Below are 26,078 nucleotides of genomic sequence, written 5' to 3'. Positions count from 1 at the left end.
AGTGGAGAGGGATATGATGGGCGTCCACTCTCTTCACGAGCCTCTTTATGAGCAACCCGCACGACCAGAACCCACCGAGTGAAATCCATCTCTGTGACAAATGTGGCGAGCGTACCCGCCATATCGTGGTGCTGGTCGCCCGCGATCATAGCCAGGACATAATGCCCAAGGATCCGCGCAAAGCCTTCTGGCAAGCCTTTACTTCCAGCAGCATTACCAACTGGGCGTTTGGCGAAACGCTGGCTTACCAGGCCACCCATGTAAAGCACCTGATCTGCGAGCGCTGCGGCGAGAAGTTTCTGGAATATTGAGTGACCATCAGGCCCAGAGGACGGCGCACCACGGACCGTCAGAGCGGGATAAAAGAGAAATAAAGATGACGTTTGTCGAGACGAACCCCGACCAACTGCCGCTAGCGCTGCTGCTGGAGGCCGATCCCGCAGAGCAGCGCATTGCCCCCTACTTTCCAGCCTCCAGATATCTGTTCCAGAAAAGAGCACTCATTGATGAAGCGAATTCTGATTATTGGCAACTCGGGATCGGGCAAGAGCTGGTTGGCGGCTCGATTGGCTGAGGGGTTAACTATCCGCGAGGTCAATCTGGACACCATTGTCTGGCAGCCGGGCGGCTTTAACCAAAAACGGCCCCAGCATGAGATTGACCATGCCATTCAGACACTTGCTCAAGAGCCATCATGGGTGGTCGAAGGGGTATTTGGTGCCCTGGCCGAGCAACTACTTGATGCCGCTGATACCCTGCTATTTCTGGATCTCGACTGGTCGGTATGCCGTGATTCACTGCTATCTCGCGGATCACAAAGTGCCAGGCAACGGGATGCAGTGGCAGCCGAAGAGAGCTTTCAACAACTGCTGGTGTGGGCATCGGAATATGGGCAGCGAGCCGGCAAAAGCTCCCGCCAATTCCATCACGAGCTGTTTGATCGATTCCCAAACGACAAGCACCGTTTCACGACTCGGGCAGAGGTAAATAGCTATCTCACGCACCTGACCACTCATAGCTAACGGGGTAGAGGATGACGCAACAGGAGCTGGCGAAAATGGGGGGCGCTTCGGTCAATATCCAGCTGCTGGATGGCAAGCCCTGTATCAGAAAAAGCGGCGCATCACCGGTCGAGCGCCATTTCTACCAACGTGCAGCCCCGCATTTGAGCGGGCTCAACACACCTGCCCTGCTCAGGGCCGAAGGAGAGATCCTGTTCCTTGAGCAGATCCCTCATCCGGTCACGCTCACGCAGCTGCACCACAACGAACAGACCTTTGCTCAGCTGTCCAGCCTGCATAACGCCAACTATCAGCCCGACTTTGCGGTTAAAACTCACGGCTGGTCGCTCGCCGACACCAACGAGGCGCTCTCTGTACTCTGCCTGCCGGAAGCGGTAAACGAGAAGATCCGCCATATCCAGCAACTTGGTCACGAACTATTCGAGGAGTCATGCCTGATTTCGGGAGATAGCAATGAGGGCAACTGGGGCACCCGCAACAATGGTGAGCTGGTGTTGTTTGACTGGGAGCGATTTGGTTATGGCAGTCCGGCCATCGATCTGGCCCCGCTGGTGCCGCGGATGGGTTCGCTGGCTGAGTATGAAACCATCATTGAACGCTATCTGCGCCACAGTTCGCTGCTCTCTGGCGACCGGTTGCTCCGCCATCTCGTCATGGCCAAGTGCTGGCTGATTATTGAGGTCACCAATCTGCTGACCAGAAGAGAGAAGCCGCAGGCACAGCAATATCTGGAGTGGTATCGGCAACAAGTTCCCAACTGGCTGGGGTCGGTGGCGCATATTGTGTAATCCGCAGGTTCGAATAGCGCAGCGTATTCGAACGTTCGCGTTATCACCTCTATCTTTTCAGCCATCCCTCTCTTGCCACCACACTTTCTTCCCAAACAACACCCCTCTGCGCTCGCCCAGCCAATGCGATTGGCCTCCGCCATCAGGCGCATAAAAATCCTAATTCGCCCGACGAAATGGCGACTTTTTGTGAGAAGGGTCACATCTGATAACGCCTTAAAACCACATATAAATCCAGACCCTGCTGGTGATTAATTTATTGACATGACACATTACAAACCTGGCTACGAGACCAACCACAATCCATTTATTTGTTTTTAAAGACAAAATTAGCAATAACCTGAAAATGGTGAGTCCTACCTGAAAACGGGATCTTCATCACATCGCGTTTTACTGCGCACAAAAATCCAGTGATTAGCACATTTGTCCGATAGGGAGGGGGCGGGCGAGCCGCGATAATGATAAGGTCATTTTTATCCAGTACGTCGATACGTACTCACGCATAGCTTCCGTCACCGGAAGCGGGGAGAGCGCCATGATCACCACCTTGATCAATGAACATCTGATCAACCTCGATTTGAAAGCGACGCGTAAGGAAGAGGTCTTCACCGAGATGGCCCGCCTGCTGGCGTCGCAAGGCAAGGTCAGCAACGAGCAGGCCTTTATCAAGGATCTGTGGGCCCGCGAAGAGCTGGGCAACACCGGCTTTGAAGAGGGCGTGGCCCTGCCCCACGCCAAGAGTGCAGCGGTATGCAACCCGGCGGTCGCCATCGGCATCAGCCGCAACGGCATCGAGTACGGCGCCGAAGATGGCAAGCCGTCCCATATTTTCTTTATGATCGCCTCCCCCGATGGCGGCGCCAACCACCATATCGAGGTGCTGGCCGAGCTCTCCGGCAAGCTGATCGAAGAGGGCTTTATCGCCAAGCTGCTGGCGGCGAAAACTCCGGCCGATGCGCTGGCGCTGCTGCTGACCAAGAAAGAGGAGCAGAGCGCGGCCCCGACCACCAGCAAGGGCTTTATCATCGGTGTCACCGGCTGCCCGGCCGGTATCGCCCACACCTATCTGGCTGCCGAGTCGCTGGAGCGCGCCGCCAAGGAGCTGGGTTATGAGGTGAAGGTGGAGACCAACGGCTCCATCGGCGTCAAGAACAGCCCGACCGCGGACGAGATCGCCCGCGCCACCGCCATCGTGGTGGCTTGTGACAAGCAGGTGGACATGGCCCGCTTCGCTGGCAAGCCGCTGATCAAAACCGGCGTCAAGGCCCCCATCAAGGATGGCAAGGGTCTGATCGAGCAGGCCCTGAAAGCCCCCGCCTACGTGGCTGGCAAAGAAGATAAAAAAGGTGAAGAGAAGAGCGCGGGCGGCAGTTCCAATCTCTATCGCTACCTGATGAACGGTGTATCGCACATGATCCCGTTTGTAGTGACAGGTGGTCTGTTGATTGCGCTGGCACTGGCCATCGGCGGCAACCCGACCCCGAGCGGCATGCAGATCCCGGAAGGGAGCATGTGGAACCAGATCCTCAACGTGGGCGTGGCCGCCTTCACCCTGATGATCCCCATACTGGCGGGCTATATCGCCTACGCCATCGGCGATCGTCCGGCGCTGGCACCGGGCTTTATCGGCGGCTGGATCGCCAACAACGGCAGCTTCTACGGCGCGGATGCCGGTACCGGCTTTATCGGTGCCATCATTGCGGGCCTCCTGGTCGGTTATCTGGTGCGCTGGATCGCCACCCGTCAGTACCACAAGATGGTGCAGCCGCTGGTGCCGATCCTGATCGCCCCCATCGTCGGTTCCCTGTTTATTGCTGCGGTATTCATCTTCATTATCGGCGCCCCGATTGCCGACATGATGACCGGCCTCAACGCCATGCTGCTCTCCATGAGCGGCGGCAGCCTGGTGCTGCTGGGTATCGTACTCGGTGGTATGGCCGGCTTTGATATGGGTGGCCCGGTCAACAAGGTGGCCTTCCTCTTCTCCGTCGGCATGATCGCCTCCGGTCAGACCCAGTTCATGGGTGCCATGGCTTGCGCCATCCCGGCTGCGCCCCTTGGCATGTCGCTGGCGACCGTGCTCGGTCGCAAGCTCGGCATCTTTGACGAGTCCGAGATCGAAGCGGGCAAAGCCGCCGGTGCCATGGGTCTGGTGGGTATCTCCGAAGGGGCGATTCCGTTCGCCGCCCGTGACCCGCTGGCCGTCATTCCGGCCAACGTGCTGGGCAGCATGACCGCCGCTGTGATGGCCTTCCTGTTCGGCATCACCAACAGCGTTGCCCACGGTGGCCCTATCGTGGCTCTTCTGGGTGCGGTCAACAAGCCGCTGCTGGCCCTGCTCTGCATGATCTGCGGTGCCATCGTCACCGGTGTGGTCGCGGTTGCCCTGAAAAAGCTGCGGGTAAAAAAGAGTGACGAGGTAACCCTGGCCAAGGCGGCCTGAGTTCCCCTCGCCATGACGGCTCCTAGATCATAAAAGAGGCCACCCCACGGGGTGGCCTCTTGTTTTTTGGGGATGGCTGGCGGGCCGTATTTCCCAATATCGCCCCCCGAGAAATAGTGGTCGATAAGCACTCTTCCTCGTCTCTCCCCTTTCCTTTACTTGGCTCCCTTCTGACCTCTCCCCTCCTCAGCCCAGCACTCGCACAGAGCGCCAAACTGGCTGAAATGGCAGCAATCCGGCGTCAGCGGTGTGATGTTTCTCACGCTTTGTCCGCGAAAGCGCAAAAACTAGGAAAATTTCCTAGCCCCACTAGGGATGGCTCTCAAGCCATTTTTTGCCCCTCTTATTAGAGTCACCCCACCTGATGTCGTGACCCGCACCGCGACGGGCAATGCGCCCCGTCATCCCGTGCCGGGCCCGGGTTTATATGGATGGAGCGTCGAGCGCAGCAACGGCTGACAGCCCCGACGTTCCGTTCCCCCTTCCGTGGCGTGACCTCGAACAACCTATCTACAAATGAGGGGCGCGGCGGAAATACCGTCTATCTCGCAGAGGATGAACGAAGATGTTGAAATTGCTCCAACAGGTCCGGGTCCCCACCCTCGACCTGCCGGTCGAAGCCCGGCGCAAGCTCTGGTTCAAGCCGTTTATGCAATCTTATCTGGTTGTATTTATTGGCTATTTGACCATGTATCTGATCCGCAAGAACTTCAACATTGCGCAAAATGACATGATCCAGGAGTACGGTCTCTCCATGACCGAGCTTGGCATGATCGGCCTTGGCTTCTCCATCACCTACGGGGTGGGCAAGACCATCGTCTCCTACTACGCCGATGGCAAGAACACCAAGCAGTTCCTGCCGCTGATGCTGATCCTCTCCGCCCTGTGCATGCTGGGCTTCAGTGCCAGCATGGGTGGCACCGGTTTCAGCCTCTACTTCATGATCTTCTTCTACGCCCTGAGCGGTTTCTTCCAGAGCTGTGGCGGCTCGTGCAGCTACTCCACCATCACCAAGTGGACCCCTCGCAACAAGCGCGGCACCTATCTGGGCATGTGGAACCTCTCCCATAACGTGGGCGGGGCCGGCGCGGCCGGTGTGGCGCTGTTCGGTGCCAACTACCTGTTCGATGGCAACGTGCTCGGCATGTTTATCTTCCCCTCCATCATCGCGCTGATCGTCGGCTTTATCGGCTTGCGCTTTGGTAGCGATTCACCGGAAGCCTATGGCCTTGGCAAGGTGGAAGAGCTGTTTGACGAAGTAGCGAGCGAAGAGGATATCGCCACCGAAGAGCAGAAGCTGACCAAGTGGCAGATCTTCGTGAAGTACGTGCTGCTGAACAAGGTGATCTGGCTGCTCTGCTTTGCCAACATCTTCCTCTACGTGGTGCGTATCGGTATCGACCAGTGGTCCACCGTCTATGCCCACCAGGAGCTGGGCTTCTCCAAAGATGTGGCTATTCAGGGCTTTACCTTCTTCGAAGTGGGCGCACTGGTCGGCACCCTGATGTGGGGTTACCTCTCCGATCTGGCCAATGGCCGTCGTGGTCTGGTTGCCTGTGTGGCGCTGGCGCTGATCATCGCGACCCTGGGTCTCTACCAGCATGCGACCACCCAGTTTATGTTCCTGGGTTCCCTGTTCACCCTGGGCTTCCTGGTGTTTGGTCCGCAGTTGCTGATTGGCGTCGCCGCCGTGGGCTTCGTCCCCAAGCAGGGCATCAGCGTAGCCGATGGCGTCAAGGGCACCTTCGCTTACCTGATTGGTGACAGCTTCGCCAAACTGGGTCTGGGCATGATCGCCGATGGCACCCCCATCTTCGGTCTGACCGGCTGGACCGGCACCTTCGCGGCGCTGGATATCGCAGCAGCCGCCTGTCTGGTGCTGATGGGCTGTGTCGCGGTCGCCGAAGAGCGCAAGATCCGCCGCATCAAGCGCGAACTGAAAGCCGCCGAGCTGGCCGCCCAGACCGCCTGATAGCCATAACAACAGACGCAGATTGTTCAGGGCCACCCACAGGGGTGGCCCTTGTTGTTTAGAGCAACCAGACACCCGACTGGCCCGGCATGAGCTTGCACAGCCGTTCAAGGGACGGGCATATCCCCATCAAGATCCCACTTTTCATATGGACTTTTGGTAAAAGCCCCCCACTGGCGCTATCTTGTTGCTCCCCCTTGTCAGCATCACAGAGAGCAGATGAAGATCGTCGCCGTCACCGCTTGCCCGACCGGTATCGCCCATACCTATATGGCTGCCGATGCCCTGCAAAAAGCCGCCACTGGGCTGGGACTCAAGATCAAGGTCGAGACTCAGGGCGCCATGGGCATGGAAAACATGCTGACCGCCCGCGATATTGCCAGCGCCGACCTGGTGCTGATTGCCTCCGATATCGAGATTGAGCAGAAAGAGCGCTTCCTCGGCTGCACCATCCATCAGGTGAGACTGGAAACCGTGCTGCTGGATGCCAACGCCGTACTCAAGGCCCTGCCGATCCCGGCCTGATGCTGACCCGCGAAATCACCTTCTACTGCCAGCAGGGGTTGAGCATCACCCAGGCCAAGCAGTTGAACCGGCTGGCGAGGATGTTCAAATCCACCATCCGCTGCGCCAACCTCACCCGGCGCCAGACCGTTGCGGCCAGCAACCAGCTCTCCCTGTTGACCCTCGCCACCCAGCCCGGCGATCTCTGCCAGTTGCAAATTGAAGGGTGCGATGCCGAGCTGGCCCACATGGCCTTCACCTGCTGGTGCGGCGAACTGGGTCAACCGCTGGTGCGCCCGCGCACCGCCGCGCTGGCGGAGTTGCGACTGGCCAACGCTCTGCCCGACTACCATTTTGCCCTGCGCCAGCTGGCCCATAGCCCCAAATCGCTGACCAAGGCCGAAGCCATCGAGCATCTGATCGATCTGTTGCCCGCCGAGCTGCTCACCGACCGCGCCACACTGACAGCTGCGGTAGAGCGGCGCGAGCAGGTCTCGGCCACCATCATCCGCCCCGGCCTTGCCATGCCTCATGTATTGAGCGAAGGGATCAGCCAGCCAACGCTGGCCCTGCTTAGCTGCAAGGAGCCCATCGAGTGGGGCTCTCAAATCGGGCCGGTGCAGACCATCATTCTGCTGGCGGTACCGGTTGGTAGCGGACGGGAGACCCTGCGCCCCCTCACCCGACTGGCGCAGGCGATGATCGACGATGTGGTCAGCCACGCCCTGCTGTTGGCGGGCTCGCCCCCCGCCCGTCAGGCTATCGTGATCGAGAGCCTGCTGAGCTAGGCGAATTGGCTCCGGGCGCTGCTTGCTGTAACGCCAGCCATTCATCCTGCCCTCAGCACCCTGTGGTACACTCGCTGCCATCGTCTGTCTGAAGTGTGTATCCGATGAAATCTCCCCGCTCCCGTCTCTCTGTCAGCCGCGCGCCGCGCGATAACGCCCCGCGCACGGCGGCCAAACCCGCCGCCCCCCGCCATGCATCCCCCCGCAAACCGGAGCTGGCCCCAGAGGATCGCAAATTGCTCCTGCTGAACAAGCCCTATATGGTGCTCTGCCAGTTCACCGACGAGGCGGGCCGCGAGACTCTCAAGGATTACATCAAAGAGCCCGGCATCTACGCCGCAGGGCGGCTCGATCGCGACAGTGAGGGGCTGCTGCTGCTCACCAACGATGGCAAGCTGCAGGCGCGTCTCACCCAGCCGGGGGAGAAGACCCCCAAGACCTACTGGGTGCAGGTGGAAGGGATCCCGAGCGAGGAGAAACTGGCCGCTCTGCGCGCCGGGGTGGAGCTCAATGACGGCATGACCCTGCCCGCCGGGGCGCGCATCATGGATGAACCTGCGGTGTGGCCGCGCAATCCGCCCATTCGCGAGCGCAAGGAGATCCCCACCAGCTGGCTGGAGATCAAGATAGTGGAGGGGCGCAACCGCCAGGTACGGCGGATGACCGCCCATATCGGCCACCCCACCTTGCGCCTTATTCGCTACGCCATCGGCGACTGGACGTTAGATGGTCTGGCCCCCGGCGAGAGCCGCGCCCTGCCCGCTCCCGAGTTGGCGCCAGCCCCGCGCAGGGCACAGGCACCCAACAAACCGCGCAGTCAGGGCACGGGCAGCAGCAATCCACGCGCTTCCCAACCGACCCGAAGCCCGCATGGTCAGGGCCAGCGGCGCGACAGCCGTGACGCGAGCCCCCGCCCGGCCAATCGCAGCGGCGGCCGTGGTACCGCGCGCCGACCGGCCCGCAACAACCCCTCGAAGTGACGCGCAGCCCGCTGGCAATCGAACAGTAAAGAACAGCGCTGAATCGAGCCCCCGCTCCGGCCGGGGCCAAACCGGTAACGAGACAAGGAGTCCTTATGAGCGATAACCTTTCTGCATCGCAGGAAAAAACGCCGCATGAGCGCATGCAGGCCAGATTGACGGTTGCCGCGCTGGTGCAGTGGCAGGGCCGCTTTCTGGTGGTGGAAGAGGAGATTAAAGGCCAGCGCCGCTTCAACCAGCCCGCCGGCCATGTGGAGGCCGGTGAAGATCTGCTCACCGCCGCCTGCCGCGAGCTGAAAGAGGAGACGGGGCTGACCGCCACGCCTACCTCCTGGCTTGGCACCTATCTCTACAAACCGGCCGACAGCGAGGCCACCTATGTGCGCACCGCCATCATCTTCGACCTTGAAAAAGCGCCGGGTCAGCACCATCCAGAGGATCCTGACGGCGATATCCTCGCCTGCCACTGGCTCACTCTGGAAGAAATAGCGGAATGCAAACCGGCCCTGCGCAGCCCCTTGGTGTGGCAGTGCATTCAGGATTATCTGGCGGGTACACGGCTGCCACTGTCGGCCCTCAAGGCCTTTATCTGAGGCCATTTGAAACTCTTTTTCGGTGACAAAGGCCAACAACAGAAAAACGATTTCCTGCTATCAGGCTCCTGATGGGAACTGCGGCATGGATATGTGACCGGGGACGCAAAACTCTGGTAGAATACGCCCCGTTTAAACGAACTGGTAACTTCGACTAATGACAGACAACAGCCAAATCAAGGTGATCGTCGGCATGTCCGGCGGCGTGGATTCTTCCGTCTCGGCCTACCTGCTCCAGCAGCAGGGCTATCAGGTCGAAGGCTTGTTCATGAAGAACTGGGAAGAAGACGACACGGACGAGTACTGCTCTGCCGCCCAGGATTTGGCTGATGCCAAGGCCGTCTGCGACAAGCTGGGGATGAAACTCCACACCATCAACTTCGCGGCCGAGTACTGGGACAATGTGTTCGAGCACTTCCTCGAAGAGTACAAGGCTGGCCGCACGCCAAACCCGGATATCCTTTGCAACAAGGAGATCAAGTTCAAGGCGTTCCTCGAATTTGCCGCCGAAGAGCTGGGTGCCACCTACATCGCCACCGGCCACTATGTGCGCCGTGACGACAGCACCGGCCGCCCGCGCCTGCTGCGCGGTCTCGATACCAACAAGGATCAGAGCTACTTCCTCTATACCCTGAGCGAGAAGCAAGTGGGTCAGAGCCTGTTCCCGGTTGGCGATCTGGAGAAGCCCGAGGTGCGCCGCATCGCCGAGCAGCTGGATCTCATTACCGCCAAGAAGAAAGACTCCACCGGCATCTGCTTTATCGGCGAGCGCAAGTTCAAGGACTTCCTGGCCAAGTTCCTACCCGCCCAGCCCGGTAAAATCGAGACCGTGGATGGCAAGGTGATCGGCGAGCATCAGGGTCTGATGTATCACACCCTGGGCCAGCGCAAGGGGCTCGGCATCGGTGGTCGCAAAGATGCCACCGAAGAGGCCTGGTATGTGGTCGACAAAGAGGTCGAGCGCAACGTGCTGGTGGTGGCGCAGGGCGAACATCCCCGCCTCTACTCCGATGGCCTGATTGCCAGCCAGTTGCACTGGGTGGATCGCACCCCCATTCGCGAGCCGCGTCGCTGCACCGTCAAGACCCGCTACCGCCAGCAGGATATCCCCTGCCTGATCCAGCCCATCGACGACGAGACCATCCGGGTCATCTTCGACGAGAAACAGGCTGCGGTGACCCCGGGCCAATCCGCCGTCTTCTATGACGGGGAAGTGTGTCTGGGCGGCGGCATCATCGAACAACGTTTCAGCCATCCGGTTTGAATCCTTAACAGAAGGCAGCAGACGTGAGCGATAAATTCCAAGACAGAACAATGGCCTTTGCCGGCATCTGCCAGGCCGCGTATCTGGTGCAGAAGGTGGCCCGAGACGGCAGCTGTGACGAGGCCGCCCTACGCGAGAGCCTCTCCAGCATTCTGGTGACCAACCCGAGCCAGCCGCTCGAGGTGTTCAACAACACCCATCTGGCCATTCGCGACGGCTACCGTGCGCTGGTCGAACAGCTGGGTGCCGACGGCAGCCAGAAGAATGCCGAGCTGACCCGCTACGTGGTGAGCCTGATTGCACTGGAGCGCAAGCTGGCCAAGCGCAAGGACATTCTCAATATGCTGGGTGAGCGGATCAGCCAGATTGGTCGCCAGCAACAGCACTTCGATCTGCTCGACGAGCAGATTTTGGCCAACATGGCGAGCATCTACAGCGATCTTATCAGCCCCATCGGGCCGCGCATCCAGGTGGCGGGTACCCCGCTGTTCCTGCAGCAACCGCTGGTGCAGCACAAGGTGCGCGCCCTGCTGCTGGCGGGCATTCGTGCCTGCGTGCTGTGGCGTCAGCTCGGTGGCAGCCGCACCCAGATCATCTTCGCTCGCAAGAAGATGGTGGAGCTGGCCAAACGTTACTAATCATCGGCTCGCGCGCGGGCAAGCGAGGTCGACATCAGGGTGAACAGCCGCACATCCGCCTTGATGACAACTCAGCCCCACGCGCGAGTGGATACGGATCCCCCACACAAATCATCAGGAGTTCACCCCATGGAGCTGTCCGCGCTGACTGCTGTTTCCCCGATTGACGGTCGTTATGGCGACAAGGCCGATGCCCTGCGCCCTATCTTCTCCGAATTCGGCCTGCTGCGTTTTCGCGTCGAAGTCGAGGTGCGCTGGTTGCAAAAACTGGCCAGCCACGCCGGGATCCCGGAAGTCCCTGCCCTGAGCGCGGCCGCCAACGCCCTGCTCGACGGCATCGTCAGCAACTTCAACGAGAGTGACGCCGCCCGTATCAAACAGATCGAGCGCACCACCAACCATGATGTGAAAGCGGTGGAGTACTTCCTCAAAGAGAAGGTCGAAGTGAACCCGGAGCTGGCGGCTGTCAGCGAGTTCATCCACTTCGCCTGCACCTCGGAAGACATCAACAACAACTCCCACGGCCTGATGCTGAAAACCGCCCGCGAAGAGGTCATCAAGCCTTATTGCGAAAAGTTGATCGGCGAGCTCAAGCGCCTGGCCCACGAGTACCGTGACATGCCGCTGCTCTCCCGCACCCACGGCCAGCCGGCGACCCCGAGCACCATGGGCAAGGAGATGGCCAACGTCGCCTACCGTCTGGAGCGCCAGTTCAAGCAGATCATGGCGGTGGAGATCCTCGGCAAGATCAACGGCGCGGTCGGCAACTACAACGCCCACCTCAGCGCCTACCCGAATGTGGACTGGCACCAGTTCTCCGAGGAGTTCGTTACCTCCCTGGGTCTGACCTGGAACCCCTACACTACCCAGATCGAGCCGCACGACTATATCGCCGAGCTGTTCGACGCCATGGCCCGCTTCAACACCATCCTGATCGACTTCGACCGTGATGTGTGGGGTTACATCTCCCTGGGTCACTTCAAGCAGCGCACCATCGCAGGCGAAATCGGCTCCTCCACCATGCCGCACAAGGTCAACCCCATCGACTTCGAGAACTCCGAAGGCAATCTGGGTCTGGCCAACGCCGTGTTCCAGCATCTGGCGAGCAAGCTGCCCATCTCCCGCTGGCAGCGTGATCTGACCGACTCTACCGTGCTGCGCAACCTCGGTGTGGCGGTGGGTTACTCCCTGATTGCCTATCAGGCGACCCTCAAGGGCATCTCCAAGCTGGAAGCCAACGACGCCGCCATGGCCGCCGATCTGGATGCCAACTGGGAAGTGCTGGCCGAGCCGATCCAGACCGTAATGCGCCGCTACGGTATCGAGAAGCCCTACGAGAAACTCAAGGAGCTGACCCGTGGTCGCCGCGTCGATGCTGAAGGGATGCGCACCTTTATCGACACCCTAGAGTTGCCGGAAGCGGTCAAGGTTGAGCTGAAGAAGCTGACCCCGGCCAACTACATCGGTGACGCCCAGCGTCTGGTCGATCTGCTGAAGTAAGCCAACCGGCAGTGACGAAGGGGCCCTGTGCACGATACGCCACAGGGCCCCTGTTATTTTCCCTGCCACGGCAGGATCCCGAGTGGCTTTTCCCAAGCCTGCCTTGGGCAAAACCTCTTTGCGAGACACGAGAAACAGCATGTACGAACTCAATCTGGATATCGCTCACTTCCTTGAGCACTACTGGCAGAAGCGCCCGCTCCTTATCAAGGGTGGCTTCAAGGACTTTCAGGATCCCATCAGCCCGGACGAGCTGGCGGGTCTGGCCATGGAAGAGGTGGTAGAGTCCCGCCTCGTCACCCGTTTCGACGGCAAGTGGGATGCTGCCCACGGCCCCTTCGAATCCTACGACCATCTGGGCGAAGAGAACTGGACCATTCTGGTACAGGCTTGCAACCACTGGGCTCCCGAGGTGAACGAGCTGGCGGTGCCGTTCCAGTTCATTCCGGGCTGGCGCTTTGACGATGTGATGGTGAGCTTCTCCACCCCTCACGCGGGTGTCGGCCCCCACATCGACAATTACGATGTGTTCATCACCCAGGGTCTGGGCAAGCGCCACTGGCGGGTTGGCGATGCCAAGCCGCTCAACGAGTTTGCCGCCCATGCCGCACTGCTGCACTGCGAGCCGTTCGATGCGATCATCGACGTCATCATGGAGCCGGGCGACATCCTCTACATTCCGCCCGGATTCCCCCACGAAGGCTACGCCATCGAGCCCTCCATGAACTTCTCGGTGGGTTTCCGCGCGCCGGATGCCAAGGCGCTTATCTCCTCCTTTGCCGATCACCTGATCGACAACGAGGTGCGTACCGAGCGTTACGGCGATGCAGATCTCAAGCCCCGCGCCCGTCACGGCGAGATCCAGCCCCACGAGCTGCACCGTCTGCGCGAGCTGATGCAACAGGCCCTCGATGACGAGACCCTGTTCAAGGAGTGGTTCGGCACCATGATCTCCGAGGCCAAGCACGATCTGGACGTCAATCCGGTCGAGCCGGACTATAGCGCCGAGGAGGTTGCCGACCTGCTGACCCAGGGCGAGCCAGCCATCAAGGTACCAGGCCTGCGCACCGTCTGGTTTAGCGGCGAGAGCCAGCAGTGCTTCATCGACGGCGAAGCCTGGACCCTGCAGAGCGAAGACGCGGCCGCCATTTCGCTGTTGTGTGACAAAGACATCATCACTCAAGCCGATATGGTGGAGCTGGCCGATCAGGCCGGTTTCCTGCAACTGCTGACCCGTCTCGTCAACCGCGGGTACTGGTTCTTCAACTGATCCAGCGATGACTGAACGACAAAAAGGCGCCTTATGGCGCCTTTTTTGTCACTCAGATACGGTTCAATTAACCATCGATGCGCGAAACTGAACCCACTCTTGATGAACCGACAAGTGGTGATTTATTGAACTAAGATCGATGAGTATCATGCGTCCGTCCCTGTTCAAAAGAGAAGCGCCACCATGCAAATCACCTCCCGACCCATGCCGCTGCCCGATTACGGCAAATACCCCTCCTCTCTGACTGTCACACCCGAGCAGGTCAGTCAGGCCCGTAACGAAGCACTGGCCAAGAAGGATGAAGTGCAGGCGCAGAGCGAAGAGAAAGCAACGGCTCGCAGAACTCTGGCGGTCTCTTATACGGCCAACCAGCAAGATAAGGCCGTGGTGGAGCGCTACCTGGAGGCCAGCGGTCAGGAGAGCGACAGCAAGTCGGGCCCGAGCACAGCGGAACTCTATCAGGCGGCCAATCGCTACCAGCGCCAGCAGAATCTGAGCGACTACATGCAATTCCAGCAGAGCCCGCTCGCCCAGCAGATGGGTGACATGGTGGGCGAAGATAATCGCAAGGGCACCCAGCTCGACATCATTGCCTGAGCCAATTTGCTCGAATAAGCCCGGCAGGGACCAATACAAGATGAAAAAGCCCTCGATGAGGGCTTTTTCGTTATGGCTTGTCGCTGCGACGTCTCGCTATAAATGGGACACTTCTGCCTGCGCGTCCGGCAGCTCGTCGGGGAGTTCATCAAACAGGGGGTGATAGAGCACCTCACCCTGCACACCCGCAAAACCGCGCTCCTGCAGCTCCATCGCCATAAAGCAGTCGGCAGGCACCTCATAGATGCAGTGCAGGCCAAACTCGCTGGCCGGGCGGAAACCGAAACGGCTGTAATAGGCCGGATCCCCGAGTACTACCACCCCTTTCCAGTCCATCTCGAGCGCCGTATCAAGCCCTTCACGGATAAGATCCGAGCCAATCCCCTGACCTTGCCAGTCAGGATGAACCGCGACCGGCGCCAGACCGAGCCAGGGCCCTTCCATGCCGTTAATGGTGATCGGGCTTAGCATCAGGTGCCCCATGAACTCGTACTCTTCCTCTTCGACCATGGTCACTACGGCGGCACCACATTCGCGCAGGCGGTTGACCAGTTCGGCCTCATCGGAACGACCGAAGGCGGCACTCAGCAGCTCATAGACCGGCAGCATGTCACCGGGGCGCTCGGTTCTCAACATCAGGTATTACTCCTCGTACAGCAGAGCGGGCATTATTCCACACAACGGCTGGTCATTCTGAGTACCTTTGTCCAAAAATGGGAGGGTGCACTCAGGAAAACGAGCGGCAAACTGCTGCTGCAAGGCTGTTAGCGTAGCCGGGGTGGCCCTGTTCATCGCCTCGCGGTAGGCCAGCCAGAGGGCGGGAGCCTCCCGCGCCAGCCGCGCAAAGGTCAGTTCGGGCGTTTGATGCCAACAGCCATCCAGCTCGTCGACCAGCTCCGGCAGCTCCACCAGCAGCCGTAACTGCTGATAGCGTATCTGCGAAGAGTCACCGTTGCCGCCCAGCGCCTGCGCCATCAATTGGTTGAACCAGTGGAGCCGTGATACGCGCTCCTCGCGGCTAAGCAGCTCGGGCCCCTGACGCTGCAGCGCGACCAGTTGCAGCAGCCACGCCAGCCCCCGTTCATCCCTGTCTTTCAGCAAGACGCCGCCAAGATGGGACAACTGCTCCGGTTCGGCCTGCTCCAGCAGATCGACGGGGTAACAGTGCAGCGCCAGCAACCTCTCAAGATGCGGCGGGCAACGCAGAAAACAGGGCTTCTCCCCCTCGCCCCTCTCATCCACAAAGAGCGAGATGGCCAGCTTGCCGTTGGCACTCTGCCGATTGGTCGTGGCAGGATCCCACAGGATCACCACGGCGATCCGCTCATCTGCCAGCCAGCGGGCAATTTCCTCGGGCAAGGGGCTGGGCAAGGAGGGCGCGCGATCCAGCCGCCAGTAGCTCACCTCGCACGGCTGACGACCGCTGATATGGCGCCGCCCGCGATAGTGCATCCCCAGTTTTGCCATCACCCGGCCGGAGGCTAAATTGTCTGGCATATGGCGAGCCGTCAGCGCCGGCAGTTTAAGTTGGTCAAAGGCAAACTCCTTGACCAAGCTGGCGGCCCGAGTCGCCAGACCGCGATTTTGCCAAGGTACGCCCACCCACCAGGCGAGCTCGCCATTCCAGTGCAGGGAGATCACCCCAACCAGCGCCGCCCCTTGCTCCTCTGGCAAGGTGATGGCCCAGCTCCAGCCAAGGCCAAGCGCCGCCTTGCGCCAGCTAAGGGCCAGCCAGTCGCGGGCCCCCTCCGGCGGATAGGGGTGAGGAATATTGAGGGTATAGCGGGCCAGCGCCTCGTCGCTGCAGTAGCGCACTATCTCGCGCTCATCGGCGGCCTGCAGTGGTCGCAGCACGACGCCAGCGGCGTGCGAATCCTCGGCCAACGTCGGTATCATCACGCGGCGCGCCAGCAGGCGATTAAGCACGGCACCCAAATCGGCCTCGGGGGTGAGCGGCAGATCGGCCCCCACAGGGCCAAGGGTGAGCAGTCCCTGCTCCCTGGCGAGGGTCAATAGGGAGGTAGAGGCACTGATCAGAACCTGGCGGCTGGGATCAACATGAAAATCCGCCAGCAGATCCCCATCGAGCCAGGCAGCCAGCAGGGCTCCCGGGCAGAGCACCCCGTCTGGAGGGCTGCTCGCCCAGGGTGCATCGGTTTGATCGAGGGCAGCCGCCGCCTCTTTGCCCAGCAGCAGCTGCCAGCGATGACCCTGCTGCTGCCAGTGCGGCAACAGCGCAGCCCACTGCGGTTGCCACAGACTGGCCTCGATCAGCAGTTCCATCAGCTGGCCTGACAGGCCGCGGGCAGCGTCAGGTGACGGGGATGGGCTTCAATACGGGCGATCCAGCTACGGATAGCGGGCCACCCCTGCAGAGAGAAGATCCCCTCCTCTGCCACATGGGTGTAGGCATAAAGGGCGATATCGGCGATGGTCGGCGCATCACCGCACAGGTAGGGGCTCTGTTTCAGCTGTTGCTCCATCACCGCCAGCGCCTTCTCGCCACCGGCTTTCAGCCCGTCGAGACGCGCCTCCTGCGACTCGGGTCGGCCGAGATAGTGAACGATGAAGCGGGCCACCGCGATGTATGGCTCGTGGCTGTATTGCTCGAAGAACATCCATTTGAGCACCTCGGCCTGCTGGCGCGGATCGGTTGGCCACAAGGTGCTACCTTGCGCCAGATAGAAGAGGATGGCATTGGATTCCGCCAGCGTATCGCCCTGACCCATCTCCAGCACCGGGATCTTGCCGTTGGGGTTCATGGCCAAAAATGCAGGGGTACGGGTATCCCCCGCCTGAATATCGACCTCTACCCACTCAAGGGGCAGCTCCAGCCAGCGGGCCAGCAGCCACACCTTGTAACAGTTGCCAGAACGCAGATCACCATACAGACGCATACACACTCCTTGTGAAAACAGATTTGAACAGCGCACTCAGGGAGCCAGACGCTCGATATGCCAGCCATCCCCATCGCGGGTGTAGTAGAAACGATCGTGCAGGCGATGCTCACCCCCCTGCCAGAATTCGACCGTGTCGATCCGCACCCGAAAACCGCCCCAGAAGCTCGGCAGCGGCACTTCGCCATTGGCAAACTTCTGCTTGAGCTCGAGGAATTTGGCCTCCAGAACACCGCGCGCCGAAATGCGGGTCGACTGCTTGGAGACCCAGGCGGCAATCTGGCTATCCTTGGGACGGCTGTGGAAATACTTCATCACCTCGAAGGTGCTCATCTTCTCCACCCGACCGGTCACATGCACTTGTCTGTCCAGCGTATGCCAGGGAAAGAGCAGGCTGATACGGGGATTGCCTTCCAGCTGCTGCGCCTTGCGGCTGCCCATGTTGGTGTAAAAGACCATCCCCTGGGCATCGTAGTGCTTGAGCAGCACGGTACGCTGCCAGGGCTGACCATCGGCATCGACGGTCGCCACCACCATGGCGGTGGGATCGGTCAGTTTGGCCTCACAAGCCTGCGCCAACCACTTCTCGAAAAGCGCCAGCGGCTCGGCCGGCAGATCGGCCCGGTGCAGCCCGCCACGGGTATACTCCCGACGCAGATCAGCAACATCCATCATCTTGATTTTCCTTCTCTCTTTGCCGCCCATGCGGCCATGCGTGCTGGCATTGTGCGACGAGCACGCCATGGGTACAAGCCTTGTGACCAGCAAATGGCTGCTGCAAAAAAAGAGGGAGGCTCACGCCTCCCTCCTTGATATACCCTTCGCACGATCTTGGTACGCGCAGGCTTATTGCCTGCCAGCGACAGCAGGACAATGCGCCAGCATGCGCCGGTTGTAATCGGCCGCGTAGGCCGCCAGCTTGGCCTGGGCCTCTTCCTGTCCGGGCTTGATGACATCCCCCAGACCGTCGAGGTAGCGCACACCGCAGCGCGCCTTGGCCGAGGCCTGCTGCTCCGGCGCGATGCCGGGCGCCACCTCGCCGCGCCCGGCCCGCACGATCAACCGGTAATCCTGCTTTGCCAAGCTGGCGCTGACCGCCTGCTCCAGAGTCTCGGCGTCGGCCTGACAGCCGCCAAGCAGGGACACCAGCATCAGCCAGCCAACCCTCATCCGCGCCTCCGTTGCCAACCCAGCAGGGCCAGCGCCAGAGTCCAGAGACCGAGGGCACCACCGCCGCCGCTACCGCCCGAACTGCCGCCGCTTTGGACAACCGGCAGCTTGGAGGGACTGATCGCGAAGAAGATGTTGTCGCTGCAGGCCACCTTCAGGCGGGCAGAGCTGGCCAGATCCGCCGGCAGGGTGACAGTGGCGGCGCCGCTGTTGGGCTGGCTGACCGCCAGATTGCTCCAGCTGGTTCCCTCGTTTTGGGTGATGAACAGGTCTACCTTGCTGCAGCTGATCGGCGCCAGCGTGGTGCCGGCCACATCCCAGCTGACAGCCAGGCTTGCCCCCGGCGTCAATGCCACCCCAATCGGGGCGGTCAATCGGAAGGCACTGCCAGTGTTGATCACCTGGACCTTCATGTCGTCGCTGGCGACACCGCCCTTGCCGTCACGCACCGTCAATCGGAAGTTGAGATCCCGGTTAGTGGTGGGCCATGCCTCGCCCTTGGCGAGCGAGCCCGAGAGCAGCGATGGCAAGCTCGGCAAAATCCGCTCCGGCGAGCCGGTCGGCGACACGAAGCGGAACAACGGACGGGAGCCGTCATCGATCATGTCAAGAGCACTGCTGGACGGGTCGCCCAGATCAATCTGCTCCCAAGTGTAGGTCAGGGGATCCTTGTCCAAATCGGCGCCGGCCCCCTTGAGCACGAATGGCGTGTTGGCGGGAATGATATAGCTGGCTCCGGCCACCGCCTGGGGCGTGTTGTTGACGAGATTCAGGGTGGTGCCACAGGCCGGCACGGTCGCCATGTGCGCCCGCATCTGCTCGATAGATTTGCTGTGAAAATAGGGATCGCTGTGGGGCTGGATGTTCTCGTCCCCGCAGATCCCGGCATAGGCCATGATAGAAGTACCGCTGCCCGGCTCCCAGGCTTGTGCCGCCTCCCGATTGCCACCGCCGCAACTGCCAGTGGTGCCGTTGAAGGTGTGGTCGGCACCGAACTGGTGGCCGATCTCGTGAGCCACGTAGTCGATAAAGAAGGCATCCCCCACCGGCTTATCGGAGCCCGTCATCCCGGCCGACTTGTCCGCGGTGCACAGCACGCCGAGCCCGGCCAGGCCACCTCCCCCGGTATTGACCACATGCCCGATATCGAATGCGCCCAGCTCACCATTGGCGAAGGCTTCTCCCTGTACCAGGACGTTCTTGCTGGTGTCATCAGCCTCATAGATGCTGCTCACGCCGCTCACGTAGTCAGGGTTATCGCCGTTGTAGAAAGGGTCTGTTACCGGATCGGTAAAAATCACAGAATCGTTGCCGCTGGCCAGCACGAACTCGGCCCCCACATCTCGCTGGTACACCTCGTTGACCCGGTTGAGCAGGGTAGTAATGGCCGCCAGGGCCAGCACTTGGGAGCCGCCATGATATTGGGTGTACTCACCTGCGGCCGAGATAGCGATGGTGTAACGTTTGCGAACATTACCATCCACTTGCACCTTGCGAGCCAACGTTTTGGCGTCAGCCCCGATCACCTTGTCGGCGTATTCTTCCAGTCGGCTGTAGGCATCCTGCTGGTAGTAAATTGCATACCCCTCGGCATTGCGCAGCGGATCGACAAACACCATCTTGCCCTGATGGCTGAACATGGCATGAAAACCTTGCGGCCCCAGATCGAAGCGTCCAGTATCAACCGGATGAGCCGGGTTGTACCCCTTGAAGGTGCGGATCTGAGGATACTTGGCTGCAAGGTCTGCGGGCAGTACATTGTAAGCTTCCAGTGCAAAGGTAACCTCCCCCCCATCAGGCAGTGGCAAGGTCAGCTTGCTGGCCCCCGCTTGCAACCCGGCAAAATAGTCGAGCGGCACCTTGGCGACCCGGAACTGATGAGCCCGTACCTCATAACCCTCGTCAGCTGTTGCTCTGGCGGCAACCGTGCTCCATTCGCTGGCCATCAGGCTGGTTGAGCCCAGCATGCTGGCAACCAGCAAGGCCACCCTAGAGTATTTCGTCACATGCATTGTTTTTAGTCCTTGTATTAATGCAATCGCCTGAATTGCGGCCTGTACTTTATTTTTATTCGGCCACATCAATACAAAGCTGAAGCAACCCTTTCCACCATTCCCGAGTGGGAGTGTTGCGCCAACCCCGTCTAACCCCTATCATTGCGCGGATTTGTCAATTTTAGAACAGCCCCTCTTCACAAAGGTGCAGTTCATCTTTATCTGGCCAAGGTTAATCTCATGCTCAAATCCCCACTGTTGCCCCGTTTCGGGGATCTGGTCGTTGCCATTATTGACGATGTGCTCGGTCAGGGTCTTACCCTCGACCGTGCCTATGCCCGTCACTTCTCAGGCATCGAACTCAAACCGCAAGAACAGGCAAGGATTGCCCTGGTCACCGGCGACCTGTTGCGTCGGCTGAGCCTCTACTGTGCTCTGACAGGTATTCAGGTGCGTCAGGCCGAGAAGAATGTCTGGCCGCTGCTGCACAGCTGGCACGCCTTCCACAAAATCGCCCAGCCCAACAACCCGACGCTGGATCGCTTCAACGAAGAGGCCTTCCGCCGCCGTCTGACCGAGGCGAAGAAGAACCCGGTGCTGATGGATGGTTGCCCGAGCTGGCTGGAGAAACTGGGCAACGAACAGCTGGGTGAAGCCTGGCCTGCCGAGCGTGCTGCCCTGGCCTGGATGCCCAAGCGTTACCTGCGGGTCAACACCCTCAAGTGCACCCGTGATGAGCTGCAGGCCATTCTGGCCAAAGAGCAGGTCACCACTATTCCGGTTGAAGGTGTGGAGACGGCCCTGCAGGTCACTTCCGACGCCGCCCTGTTCCGCACCAAGGCCTTTGCTGATGGTTGCTTCGAACAACAGGACGCTGGCTCTCAGTTGGTTGCGGCAGCTCTGGAAGTTGCCCCGGGTATGCGTGTCATTGACGCCTGCGCCGGTGCCGGTGGCAAGACTCTGCATATCGCAGCCATGATGCAGGGCAAAGGCCGCCTGCTGGCGATGGATGTGGAAGAGTGGAAGCTGGAGAACCTCAAGCAACGCGCCCGCCGCGCCGGTGCCCACAATGTGGAGACCCGGGTCATCACCAGCAGCAAGACCGTCAAGCGCCTCAAAGAGAGCGCCGACCGCGTACTGCTGGACGTGCCCTGCTCCGGTCTTGGCGTACTCAAACGCAATCCGGATGCCAAGTGGCGTGATACCGCCGAGCGTCTGCCTGTACTGGTCGCACTGCAAGAAGAGATCCTGCAGCGCTACAGCCAGATGGTGAAGGTGGGCGGTCTGCTGGTTTATGCAACCTGCTCCATTCTGCCCCAGGAGAACCGTCAGCAGGTGGACAAGTTCCTCGCTGCCAACGAGAACTTCCGTCTGCGTGACGATCACACCGTAAGCCCGGCCGAGACCGGCTTCGACGGCTTCTACATGGCTCGTATCGAACGGATCGCCTGATCCAGCGTGATCTGCTCCTTGCGCCCTTATCGCGCACGGCGGGTTCGATGAAAAAAGAGCGGCAGCCCTCGGGCTGCCGCTCTTTTTATTGATAAGGATCGCCGCGTCAGGACTCCAGCGCAGCAATCGCCTCTATCTCGATCTTCACATCCTTGGGCAAGCGGGCCACCTCCACGCAGGAGCGCGCCGGATACACGGCATCGTGCTCGGTGAAGAAGTCGTTGTAGACCCGGTTGACCGCGGGAAAGTCGTTCAGATCGGAGACAAACACCGTGGTCTTGAAGATATTGCGCACCTGGCCGCCTGTCGCCTCGACAATCGCCTTGACGTTTTGCAGGGAGCGCAGGGTTTGCGCTTCGATACCCTCCGCAATGTCGCCGCTCACCGGGTCCAGCGGGATCTGACCGGAGGTATAGAGGATGTTGCCAATCCGGGTGGCCTGCACATAGGGGCCGATGGCGCCAGGCGCCGCTTTGGTACTGATAACCTGCCACATCTGTTACTTCCTCGTGCTGACAAACAAAAAGTAGGCCCGGAGCAAGCCGGCTCAACCCGGGCATGAGAGTTACATCATGTTGGTGAAGGTTCTGGAGATGACGTCCTGCTGCTGCTCGCGGGTCAAGGCGTTGAAGCGCACCGCATAGCCGGAGACCCGGATGGTCAGGCTGGGGTACTTGTCCGGATTCTCGATGGCATCCAGCAGCATCTCGCGATTCATCACGTTGACGTTGAGGTGCTGACCCCCTTCTACATCCCGCTCATGGTGGAAGTAGCCATCCATCAACCCCACCAGATTGTTCTCGCGATTAGCCGGCTCCTTGCCGAGCGCCCCCGGCACGATGGAGAAGGTGTAGGAGATCCCGTCCTTGGCATATTTGAACGGCAGTTTGGCTACCGAGGCGAGCGAAGCGACCGCCCCCTTGCGATCCCGACCGTGCATCGGGTTGGCCCCCGGCGCAAACGGCGCACCGGCACGGCGGCCATCCGGGGTGTTACCTGTCTTCTGGCCATAGACCACGTTGGAGGTGATGGTCAGGATCGACTGGGTCGGCACCGCATTGCGGTAGGTCGGCAGCGCCTGGATCTTCTTCATGAAGCGCTCGACCAGCTCGCAGGCGATGGAGTCGGCCCGCTCGTCGTTGTTGCCGTACTGGGGATACTCCCCCTCAATCACGAAATCGACTGCCAGCCCGTCCGCATCGCGCACCGGCTTGACCCTGGCGTACTTGATGGCCGCCAGCGAATCGACCGCTACCGACAGACCGGCAATGCCGCAGGCCATGGTGCGATAGACATCGCGATCGTGCAGCGCCATCAGCGAGGCCTCGTAGCTGTACTTGTCGTGCATGTAGTGAATAAGGTTGAGCGCGCTGATGTACTGCACCGCCAGCCAATCCATAAAGCTGTCGAGGCTGGCCATGACAGTGTCGTAATCCAGCACCTCGTCCATGATAGGCGCCACTTTCGGACCAACCTGGATCTTCAGCTTCTCGTCCACCCCGCCGTTGATGCAGTAGAGCAGGGTCTTGGCCAGGTTGGCACGGGCCCCGAAGAACTGCATCTGCTTGCCGATCACCATGGGGCTCACGCAGCAGGCGATGGCGTAATCATCGCTCTCGAAATCGTTGCGCATCAGGTCATCGTTCTCATACTGCAGGGATGAGGTATCGATGGAGACGCGGGCGGCATAGGTCTTGAAAGCCCGTGGCAGCCCTTCCGCCCAGAGTATGGTAAGGTTGGGCTCGGGCGCCGGCCCCATGGTCTTGAGGGTGTTGAGGTAACGGAAGGAGTTCTTGGTCACCAGAGTACGACCATCCAGCCCCATACCGCCGATCACCTCGGTCGCCCAGATGGGATCGCCGGAGAAGAGGGAGTCAAACTCGGGAGTACGCAGGAAGCGCACCATGCGGATCTTCATGATGAAATGATCGACCAGCTCCTGGGCATCCTGCTCGCTGATGAGCCCCGCCTTCAGATCCCTCTCGATATAGATGTCGAGGAAGGTGGCGGTACGGCCGAGGGACATGGCGCCACCGTTTTGCGACTTCACCGCCGCCAGATAGGCAAAGTAGAGCCACTGCACCGCCTGCTGGGCAGTGCGCGCCGGCCCGGAGATGTCAAAGCCGTAGCTGGCCGCCATCTGCTTGATCTGCACCAGTGCCCGCTTGTGCTCGGCCAACTCTTCGCGCTGGCGGATCACCTGCTCCAGCTGCTCTCCCTGCTCGAGAGCCGGTTGCAGATCGGCAAACTGCAGCTCCCGCTCACGGATTAGATAATCTATGCCGTAAAGCGCGACCCGACGATAATCTCCGATAATGCGACCGCGGCCGTAACCATCCGGCAAACCGGTCAATACCCCTGACTTTCGGCAGCGCAGCATCTCGGGAGAGTAGACGTCGAACACCCCCTGATTGTGGGTTTTGCGCAATTCGCTGAAGGTATATTCAAATTCGGGATCCATCTCCCTGCCATATGCTTCAAAAGAGCTGCGAATCATATTTACGCCGCCAAATGGATGCAGCGCTCTTTTAAGGGGCTTGTCGGTTTGCAGGCCAACAATCTTTTCCAGCCCCTGCTCGATATAACCCGGCCCGTGGGCGGTGATGGTCGTGGCAATATTGGTATCAAAATCGACCGGTGCGTGGGTGGCATTCTCGATACGGATCCCCTCCATCACCTTGTTCCATAAAGTGGTGGTCGCTTCGGTCGCATCTGCTAAAAACTGTTCGTCACCTTCATAGGGGGTGTAGTTCTGCTGGATAAAATCACGGACGTTGATCTCGTGCTTCCAGTTTTCACCGGCAAACCCTTGCCATGCCTGACGGAATTTATCCTGATCCAATTGCATATCAACTTTCATCAAATAAACCTCATTCACTACTCATGACACTACAGTGGAAGATGTCAGACGCACTCGGCCTGACGAACCTGCTGCCCCAGACGAATGGCATCCAGCGCGATCATTTTCTCTTCATTGGTGGGAATAACCGCCGCCAGTACCATGGACTCTGCCGCCGAAATTACCCGGCAGCCCTCGCTATTGGGACGCTGGTTAAACGACTCACTGATCGCTACACCAAATACCTGCAGTCGTTCGCATACCAGCTTTCTGATAAAGGCCGAGTTCTCGCCGATCCCGCCGGTGAAAATAACGGCATCCAGCCGGCGCAATGAGGTGGCATGACCGCCGATATGGCGGGCAATACGATGGACAAAAGCGTGAATGGCCAATTTTGCCCCGGGATGTCCTTCGTGATAGGCAGCTTCCAATACCCGCATATCGGAGGAGAGCCCCGAAATACCCAACAGGCCGGACTGCTTGTTCAATACCCGCTCGATATCCTCGATGGATTGGCCCGTCTTGCTGGCGATATAGGCCAGCGCGCCAAAATCGATATCACCGCTGCGGCTGCCCATGATCAGCCCCTCCAGCGGCGTCATCCCCATCGAGGTATCGACGCTCTTGCCATCCTGTACCGCACAAATAGAGGCGCCATTGCCCAGATGGGCGATGACCAGACCGGCATGCTGATCGTCCAGCCCCATGAATGCACAGGCCTGCTCGGCAACATAGCGATGGGAGGTGCCATGGAAGCCATAGCGGCGCACGCCGTAATCCTGCAGATATTGGTAAGGCAGCGCATAGACATAGGCTTCCGGCTTCAGGGTCTGGTGAAAGCCGGTATCAAATACCGCAATTTGGGGCTGGTTGGGAAAGAGCTGGCGGGCGGCCATCACGCCGCTCAAATTGGCGTGGTTGTGCAACGGTGCCAGTGGCGAGACCTGCCTGATTTTGGCCAGTACCCGCTCGTCAATGATGGCCGCTTCGCTGAACTCATTGCCGCCATGGGCAATGCGATGGCCCACTAGGGTGATGGCATCGAGTAAACCGCGCAGTTTCAGCTCTTCTGCAATCGCCGCCAATGCACAGCTATGGTTGTTTTCCGGCAAGGGGGTGGCCGAGTTTTTATCAATTTTCAGCTGGGGATGTTCGGTCTCGATACCATCGGCCATCCCGGAGATCACCACCTCGCAGGTTTTACTATCCAGTACCGAGAATTTGACCGACGAAGAGCCACAATTGATAACCAGAACCAACGAATCAAACTTCATTACATCGCCTCGATATTTATGCTGTCGAGTCACTGCAGTCAGAGCATCTTTGCCACTGTGTTTAGTGGCCAAATAACGGATAGCCTTGCCCTC

Annotated in this window: 24 protein-coding genes and 1 pseudogene; 16 read left to right on the top strand and 9 right to left on the bottom strand. The window is 59.9% G+C overall.

The window, feature by feature from the left end; all coding sequences use genetic code 11:
- The first annotated feature begins 47 nt into the window (after positions 1–47).
- The 15 genes and pseudogenes from G5367_RS06030 (at position 48) to G5367_RS05960 (ending at position 14,359) form a co-directional block, all read left to right on the top strand.
- Complete coding sequence (locus G5367_RS06030; RefSeq protein WP_421244122.1) at positions 48–311, top strand: hypothetical protein; 264 nt, start codon at positions 48–50, stop codon at positions 309–311.
- A gap of 65 nt (positions 312–376) precedes the next feature.
- Positions 377–475: pseudogene (locus G5367_RS06025) on the top strand (GNAT family N-acetyltransferase); the annotation flags it as partial.
- Between the two features lie 31 nt (positions 476–506).
- Positions 507–1,022: an AAA family ATPase gene (locus G5367_RS06020; protein WP_323914868.1), complete on the top strand. Its 516-nt coding sequence runs from the start codon at positions 507–509 to the stop codon at positions 1,020–1,022.
- A gap of 11 nt (positions 1,023–1,033) precedes the next feature.
- A complete protein-coding gene (locus G5367_RS06015) occupies positions 1,034–1,810 on the top strand; it encodes a phosphotransferase family protein (RefSeq protein ID WP_421244123.1) in 777 nt (258 codons plus the stop codon).
- A gap of 535 nt (positions 1,811–2,345) precedes the next feature.
- Positions 2,346–4,253, top strand: a complete 1,908-nt coding sequence (locus G5367_RS06010; RefSeq protein WP_421244124.1) for a PTS fructose transporter subunit IIABC — start codon at positions 2,346–2,348, stop codon at positions 4,251–4,253.
- A gap of 565 nt (positions 4,254–4,818) precedes the next feature.
- Positions 4,819–6,225: a hexose-6-phosphate:phosphate antiporter gene (uhpT, locus tag G5367_RS06005; RefSeq protein WP_005334609.1), complete on the top strand. Its 1,407-nt coding sequence runs from the start codon at positions 4,819–4,821 to the stop codon at positions 6,223–6,225.
- Between the two features lie 219 nt (positions 6,226–6,444).
- Entirely contained in the window at positions 6,445–6,750 is a 306-nt protein-coding gene (locus G5367_RS06000; RefSeq protein ID WP_005334611.1) for a PTS fructose transporter subunit IIB, read from the top strand.
- On the top strand, positions 6,750–7,517 hold the full coding sequence (locus tag G5367_RS05995) for a PTS sugar transporter subunit IIA (RefSeq protein ID WP_421293967.1): 768 nt from the start codon (positions 6,750–6,752) through the stop codon (positions 7,515–7,517). Before G5367_RS06000 ends, G5367_RS05995 begins: the two co-directional genes overlap by 1 nt.
- A gap of 104 nt (positions 7,518–7,621) precedes the next feature.
- Positions 7,622–8,497, top strand: coding sequence for a 23S rRNA pseudouridine(2457) synthase RluE (gene rluE / locus G5367_RS05990; protein WP_421293965.1), 876 nt, complete (start codon positions 7,622–7,624; stop codon positions 8,495–8,497).
- Between the two features lie 95 nt (positions 8,498–8,592).
- Complete coding sequence (locus tag G5367_RS05985) at positions 8,593–9,090, top strand: NUDIX hydrolase (RefSeq protein ID WP_421293963.1); 498 nt, start codon at positions 8,593–8,595, stop codon at positions 9,088–9,090.
- Positions 9,091–9,247: 157 nt separating this feature from the next.
- Entirely contained in the window at positions 9,248–10,354 is a 1,107-nt protein-coding gene (mnmA, locus tag G5367_RS05980; RefSeq protein ID WP_005353619.1) for a tRNA 2-thiouridine(34) synthase MnmA, read from the top strand.
- Positions 10,355–10,377: 23 nt separating this feature from the next.
- The gene (gene hflD, locus G5367_RS05975) at positions 10,378–10,992 is read left to right on the top strand and encodes a high frequency lysogenization protein HflD (protein ID WP_005334622.1); all 615 of its coding nucleotides are present in this window, start codon (positions 10,378–10,380) and stop codon (positions 10,990–10,992) included.
- A 129-nt stretch (positions 10,993–11,121) separates the two neighbouring features.
- Complete coding sequence (gene purB, locus G5367_RS05970) at positions 11,122–12,492, top strand: adenylosuccinate lyase (protein WP_368175098.1); 1,371 nt, start codon at positions 11,122–11,124, stop codon at positions 12,490–12,492.
- Positions 12,493–12,631: 139 nt separating this feature from the next.
- A complete protein-coding gene (locus tag G5367_RS05965) occupies positions 12,632–13,762 on the top strand; it encodes a cupin domain-containing protein (RefSeq protein WP_043820980.1) in 1,131 nt (376 codons plus the stop codon).
- A 183-nt stretch (positions 13,763–13,945) separates the two neighbouring features.
- Positions 13,946–14,359, top strand: coding sequence for a hypothetical protein (locus tag G5367_RS05960; protein ID WP_421293960.1), 414 nt, complete (start codon positions 13,946–13,948; stop codon positions 14,357–14,359).
- Between the two features lie 96 nt (positions 14,360–14,455).
- Here G5367_RS05960 and G5367_RS05955 read toward each other — a convergent pair whose 3' ends face one another.
- The 6 genes from G5367_RS05955 to G5367_RS05930 form a co-directional block, all read right to left on the bottom strand.
- Positions 14,456–14,995 carry a GNAT family N-acetyltransferase gene (locus G5367_RS05955; RefSeq protein ID WP_005344037.1) on the bottom strand — a complete coding sequence of 180 codons (540 nt, stop codon included), beginning with the start codon at positions 14,993–14,995 and terminating at the stop codon, positions 14,456–14,458.
- Between the two features lie 6 nt (positions 14,996–15,001).
- Positions 15,002–16,642 carry a GNAT family N-acetyltransferase gene (locus G5367_RS05950; protein WP_421293958.1) on the bottom strand — a complete coding sequence of 547 codons (1,641 nt, stop codon included), beginning with the start codon at positions 16,640–16,642 and terminating at the stop codon, positions 15,002–15,004.
- Positions 16,642–17,256, bottom strand: a complete 615-nt coding sequence (locus G5367_RS05945) for a glutathione S-transferase family protein (protein WP_216979245.1) — start codon at positions 17,254–17,256, stop codon at positions 16,642–16,644. The genes G5367_RS05950 and G5367_RS05945 overlap by 1 nt, the downstream gene beginning before the upstream one ends.
- A 36-nt stretch (positions 17,257–17,292) precedes the next feature.
- Entirely contained in the window at positions 17,293–17,931 is a 639-nt protein-coding gene (pdxH, locus tag G5367_RS05940) for a pyridoxamine 5'-phosphate oxidase (protein ID WP_216979246.1), read from the bottom strand.
- 171 nt (positions 17,932–18,102) lie between these two features.
- Positions 18,103–18,426 (bottom strand): hypothetical protein, encoded by a 324-nt coding sequence (locus G5367_RS05935; RefSeq protein ID WP_337072582.1) that lies wholly within the window; start codon positions 18,424–18,426, stop codon positions 18,103–18,105.
- Positions 18,423–20,438: a reprolysin-like metallopeptidase gene (locus G5367_RS05930; protein ID WP_421293955.1), complete on the bottom strand. Its 2,016-nt coding sequence runs from the start codon at positions 20,436–20,438 to the stop codon at positions 18,423–18,425. The genes G5367_RS05935 and G5367_RS05930 overlap by 4 nt, the downstream gene beginning before the upstream one ends.
- Positions 20,439–20,660: 222 nt before the next feature.
- Between G5367_RS05930 and G5367_RS05925 the strand changes: the two genes are divergently transcribed.
- On the top strand, positions 20,661–21,872 hold the full coding sequence (locus G5367_RS05925) for an RsmB/NOP family class I SAM-dependent RNA methyltransferase (RefSeq protein ID WP_216979248.1): 1,212 nt from the start codon (positions 20,661–20,663) through the stop codon (positions 21,870–21,872).
- Positions 21,873–21,978: 106 nt separating this feature from the next.
- On the opposite strand, the gene G5367_RS05920 is transcribed toward G5367_RS05925, so the two are convergent.
- From G5367_RS05920 to tdcD, 3 genes are all read right to left on the bottom strand, one after another.
- Positions 21,979–22,368, bottom strand: a complete 390-nt coding sequence (locus tag G5367_RS05920; protein WP_421244134.1) for a RidA family protein — start codon at positions 22,366–22,368, stop codon at positions 21,979–21,981.
- Between the two features lie 69 nt (positions 22,369–22,437).
- Positions 22,438–24,732: a formate C-acetyltransferase gene (gene pflB, locus G5367_RS05915; RefSeq protein WP_421244135.1), complete on the bottom strand. Its 2,295-nt coding sequence runs from the start codon at positions 24,730–24,732 to the stop codon at positions 22,438–22,440.
- Between the two features lie 44 nt (positions 24,733–24,776).
- A complete protein-coding gene (gene tdcD, locus G5367_RS05910) occupies positions 24,777–25,985 on the bottom strand; it encodes a propionate kinase (protein WP_421244136.1) in 1,209 nt (402 codons plus the stop codon).
- Positions 25,986–26,078 lie beyond the last annotated feature (93 nt).

This window comes from Aeromonas sp. 604282 (assembly GCF_049170575.1).
Taxonomy (GTDB): Bacteria; Pseudomonadota; Gammaproteobacteria; order Enterobacterales; family Aeromonadaceae; genus Aeromonas; species Aeromonas veronii_A.
Note: the sequence above shows the minus strand (reverse complement) of the source record. Positions and strands in the feature narration are given on the sequence as shown.

Excerpts from the sequence above, each read along its gene's own strand:
- G5367_RS06010 (WP_421244124.1), top strand. The coding sequence starts at position 2,346 with ATGATCACCACCTTGATCAATGAACATCTGATCAACCTCGATTTGAAA.
- rluE (WP_421293965.1), top strand. The coding sequence starts at position 7,622 with ATGAAATCTCCCCGCTCCCGTCTCTCTGTCAGCCGCGCGCCGCGCGAT.
- uhpT (WP_005334609.1), top strand. The coding sequence starts at position 4,819 with ATGTTGAAATTGCTCCAACAGGTCCGGGTCCCCACCCTCGACCTGCCG.
- G5367_RS06015 (WP_421244123.1), top strand. The coding sequence starts at position 1,034 with ATGACGCAACAGGAGCTGGCGAAAATGGGGGGCGCTTCGGTCAATATC.
- G5367_RS05955 (WP_005344037.1), bottom strand. The coding sequence starts at position 14,995 with ATGTTGAGAACCGAGCGCCCCGGTGACATGCTGCCGGTCTATGAGCTG.
- tdcD (WP_421244136.1), bottom strand. The coding sequence starts at position 25,985 with ATGAAGTTTGATTCGTTGGTTCTGGTTATCAATTGTGGCTCTTCGTCG.
- G5367_RS05920 (WP_421244134.1), bottom strand. The coding sequence starts at position 22,368 with ATGTGGCAGGTTATCAGTACCAAAGCGGCGCCTGGCGCCATCGGCCCC.
- G5367_RS05930 (WP_421293955.1), bottom strand. The coding sequence starts at position 20,438 with ATGCATGTGACGAAATACTCTAGGGTGGCCTTGCTGGTTGCCAGCATG.
- G5367_RS06000 (WP_005334611.1), top strand. The coding sequence starts at position 6,445 with ATGAAGATCGTCGCCGTCACCGCTTGCCCGACCGGTATCGCCCATACC.
- pflB (WP_421244135.1), bottom strand. The coding sequence starts at position 24,732 with ATGAAAGTTGATATGCAATTGGATCAGGATAAATTCCGTCAGGCATGG.
- G5367_RS05950 (WP_421293958.1), bottom strand. The coding sequence starts at position 16,642 with ATGGAACTGCTGATCGAGGCCAGTCTGTGGCAACCGCAGTGGGCTGCG.
- G5367_RS05945 (WP_216979245.1), bottom strand. The coding sequence starts at position 17,256 with ATGCGTCTGTATGGTGATCTGCGTTCTGGCAACTGTTACAAGGTGTGG.
- G5367_RS05925 (WP_216979248.1), top strand. The coding sequence starts at position 20,661 with ATGCTCAAATCCCCACTGTTGCCCCGTTTCGGGGATCTGGTCGTTGCC.
- purB (WP_368175098.1), top strand. The coding sequence starts at position 11,122 with ATGGAGCTGTCCGCGCTGACTGCTGTTTCCCCGATTGACGGTCGTTAT.
- G5367_RS05965 (WP_043820980.1), top strand. The coding sequence starts at position 12,632 with ATGTACGAACTCAATCTGGATATCGCTCACTTCCTTGAGCACTACTGG.
- mnmA (WP_005353619.1), top strand. The coding sequence starts at position 9,248 with ATGACAGACAACAGCCAAATCAAGGTGATCGTCGGCATGTCCGGCGGC.
- G5367_RS05935 (WP_337072582.1), bottom strand. The coding sequence starts at position 18,426 with ATGAGGGTTGGCTGGCTGATGCTGGTGTCCCTGCTTGGCGGCTGTCAG.
- G5367_RS06030 (WP_421244122.1), top strand. The coding sequence starts at position 48 with ATGAGCAACCCGCACGACCAGAACCCACCGAGTGAAATCCATCTCTGT.
- pdxH (WP_216979246.1), bottom strand. The coding sequence starts at position 17,931 with ATGATGGATGTTGCTGATCTGCGTCGGGAGTATACCCGTGGCGGGCTG.
- G5367_RS06020 (WP_323914868.1), top strand. The coding sequence starts at position 507 with ATGAAGCGAATTCTGATTATTGGCAACTCGGGATCGGGCAAGAGCTGG.
- G5367_RS05995 (WP_421293967.1), top strand. The coding sequence starts at position 6,750 with ATGCTGACCCGCGAAATCACCTTCTACTGCCAGCAGGGGTTGAGCATC.
- G5367_RS05960 (WP_421293960.1), top strand. The coding sequence starts at position 13,946 with ATGCAAATCACCTCCCGACCCATGCCGCTGCCCGATTACGGCAAATAC.
- G5367_RS05985 (WP_421293963.1), top strand. The coding sequence starts at position 8,593 with ATGAGCGATAACCTTTCTGCATCGCAGGAAAAAACGCCGCATGAGCGC.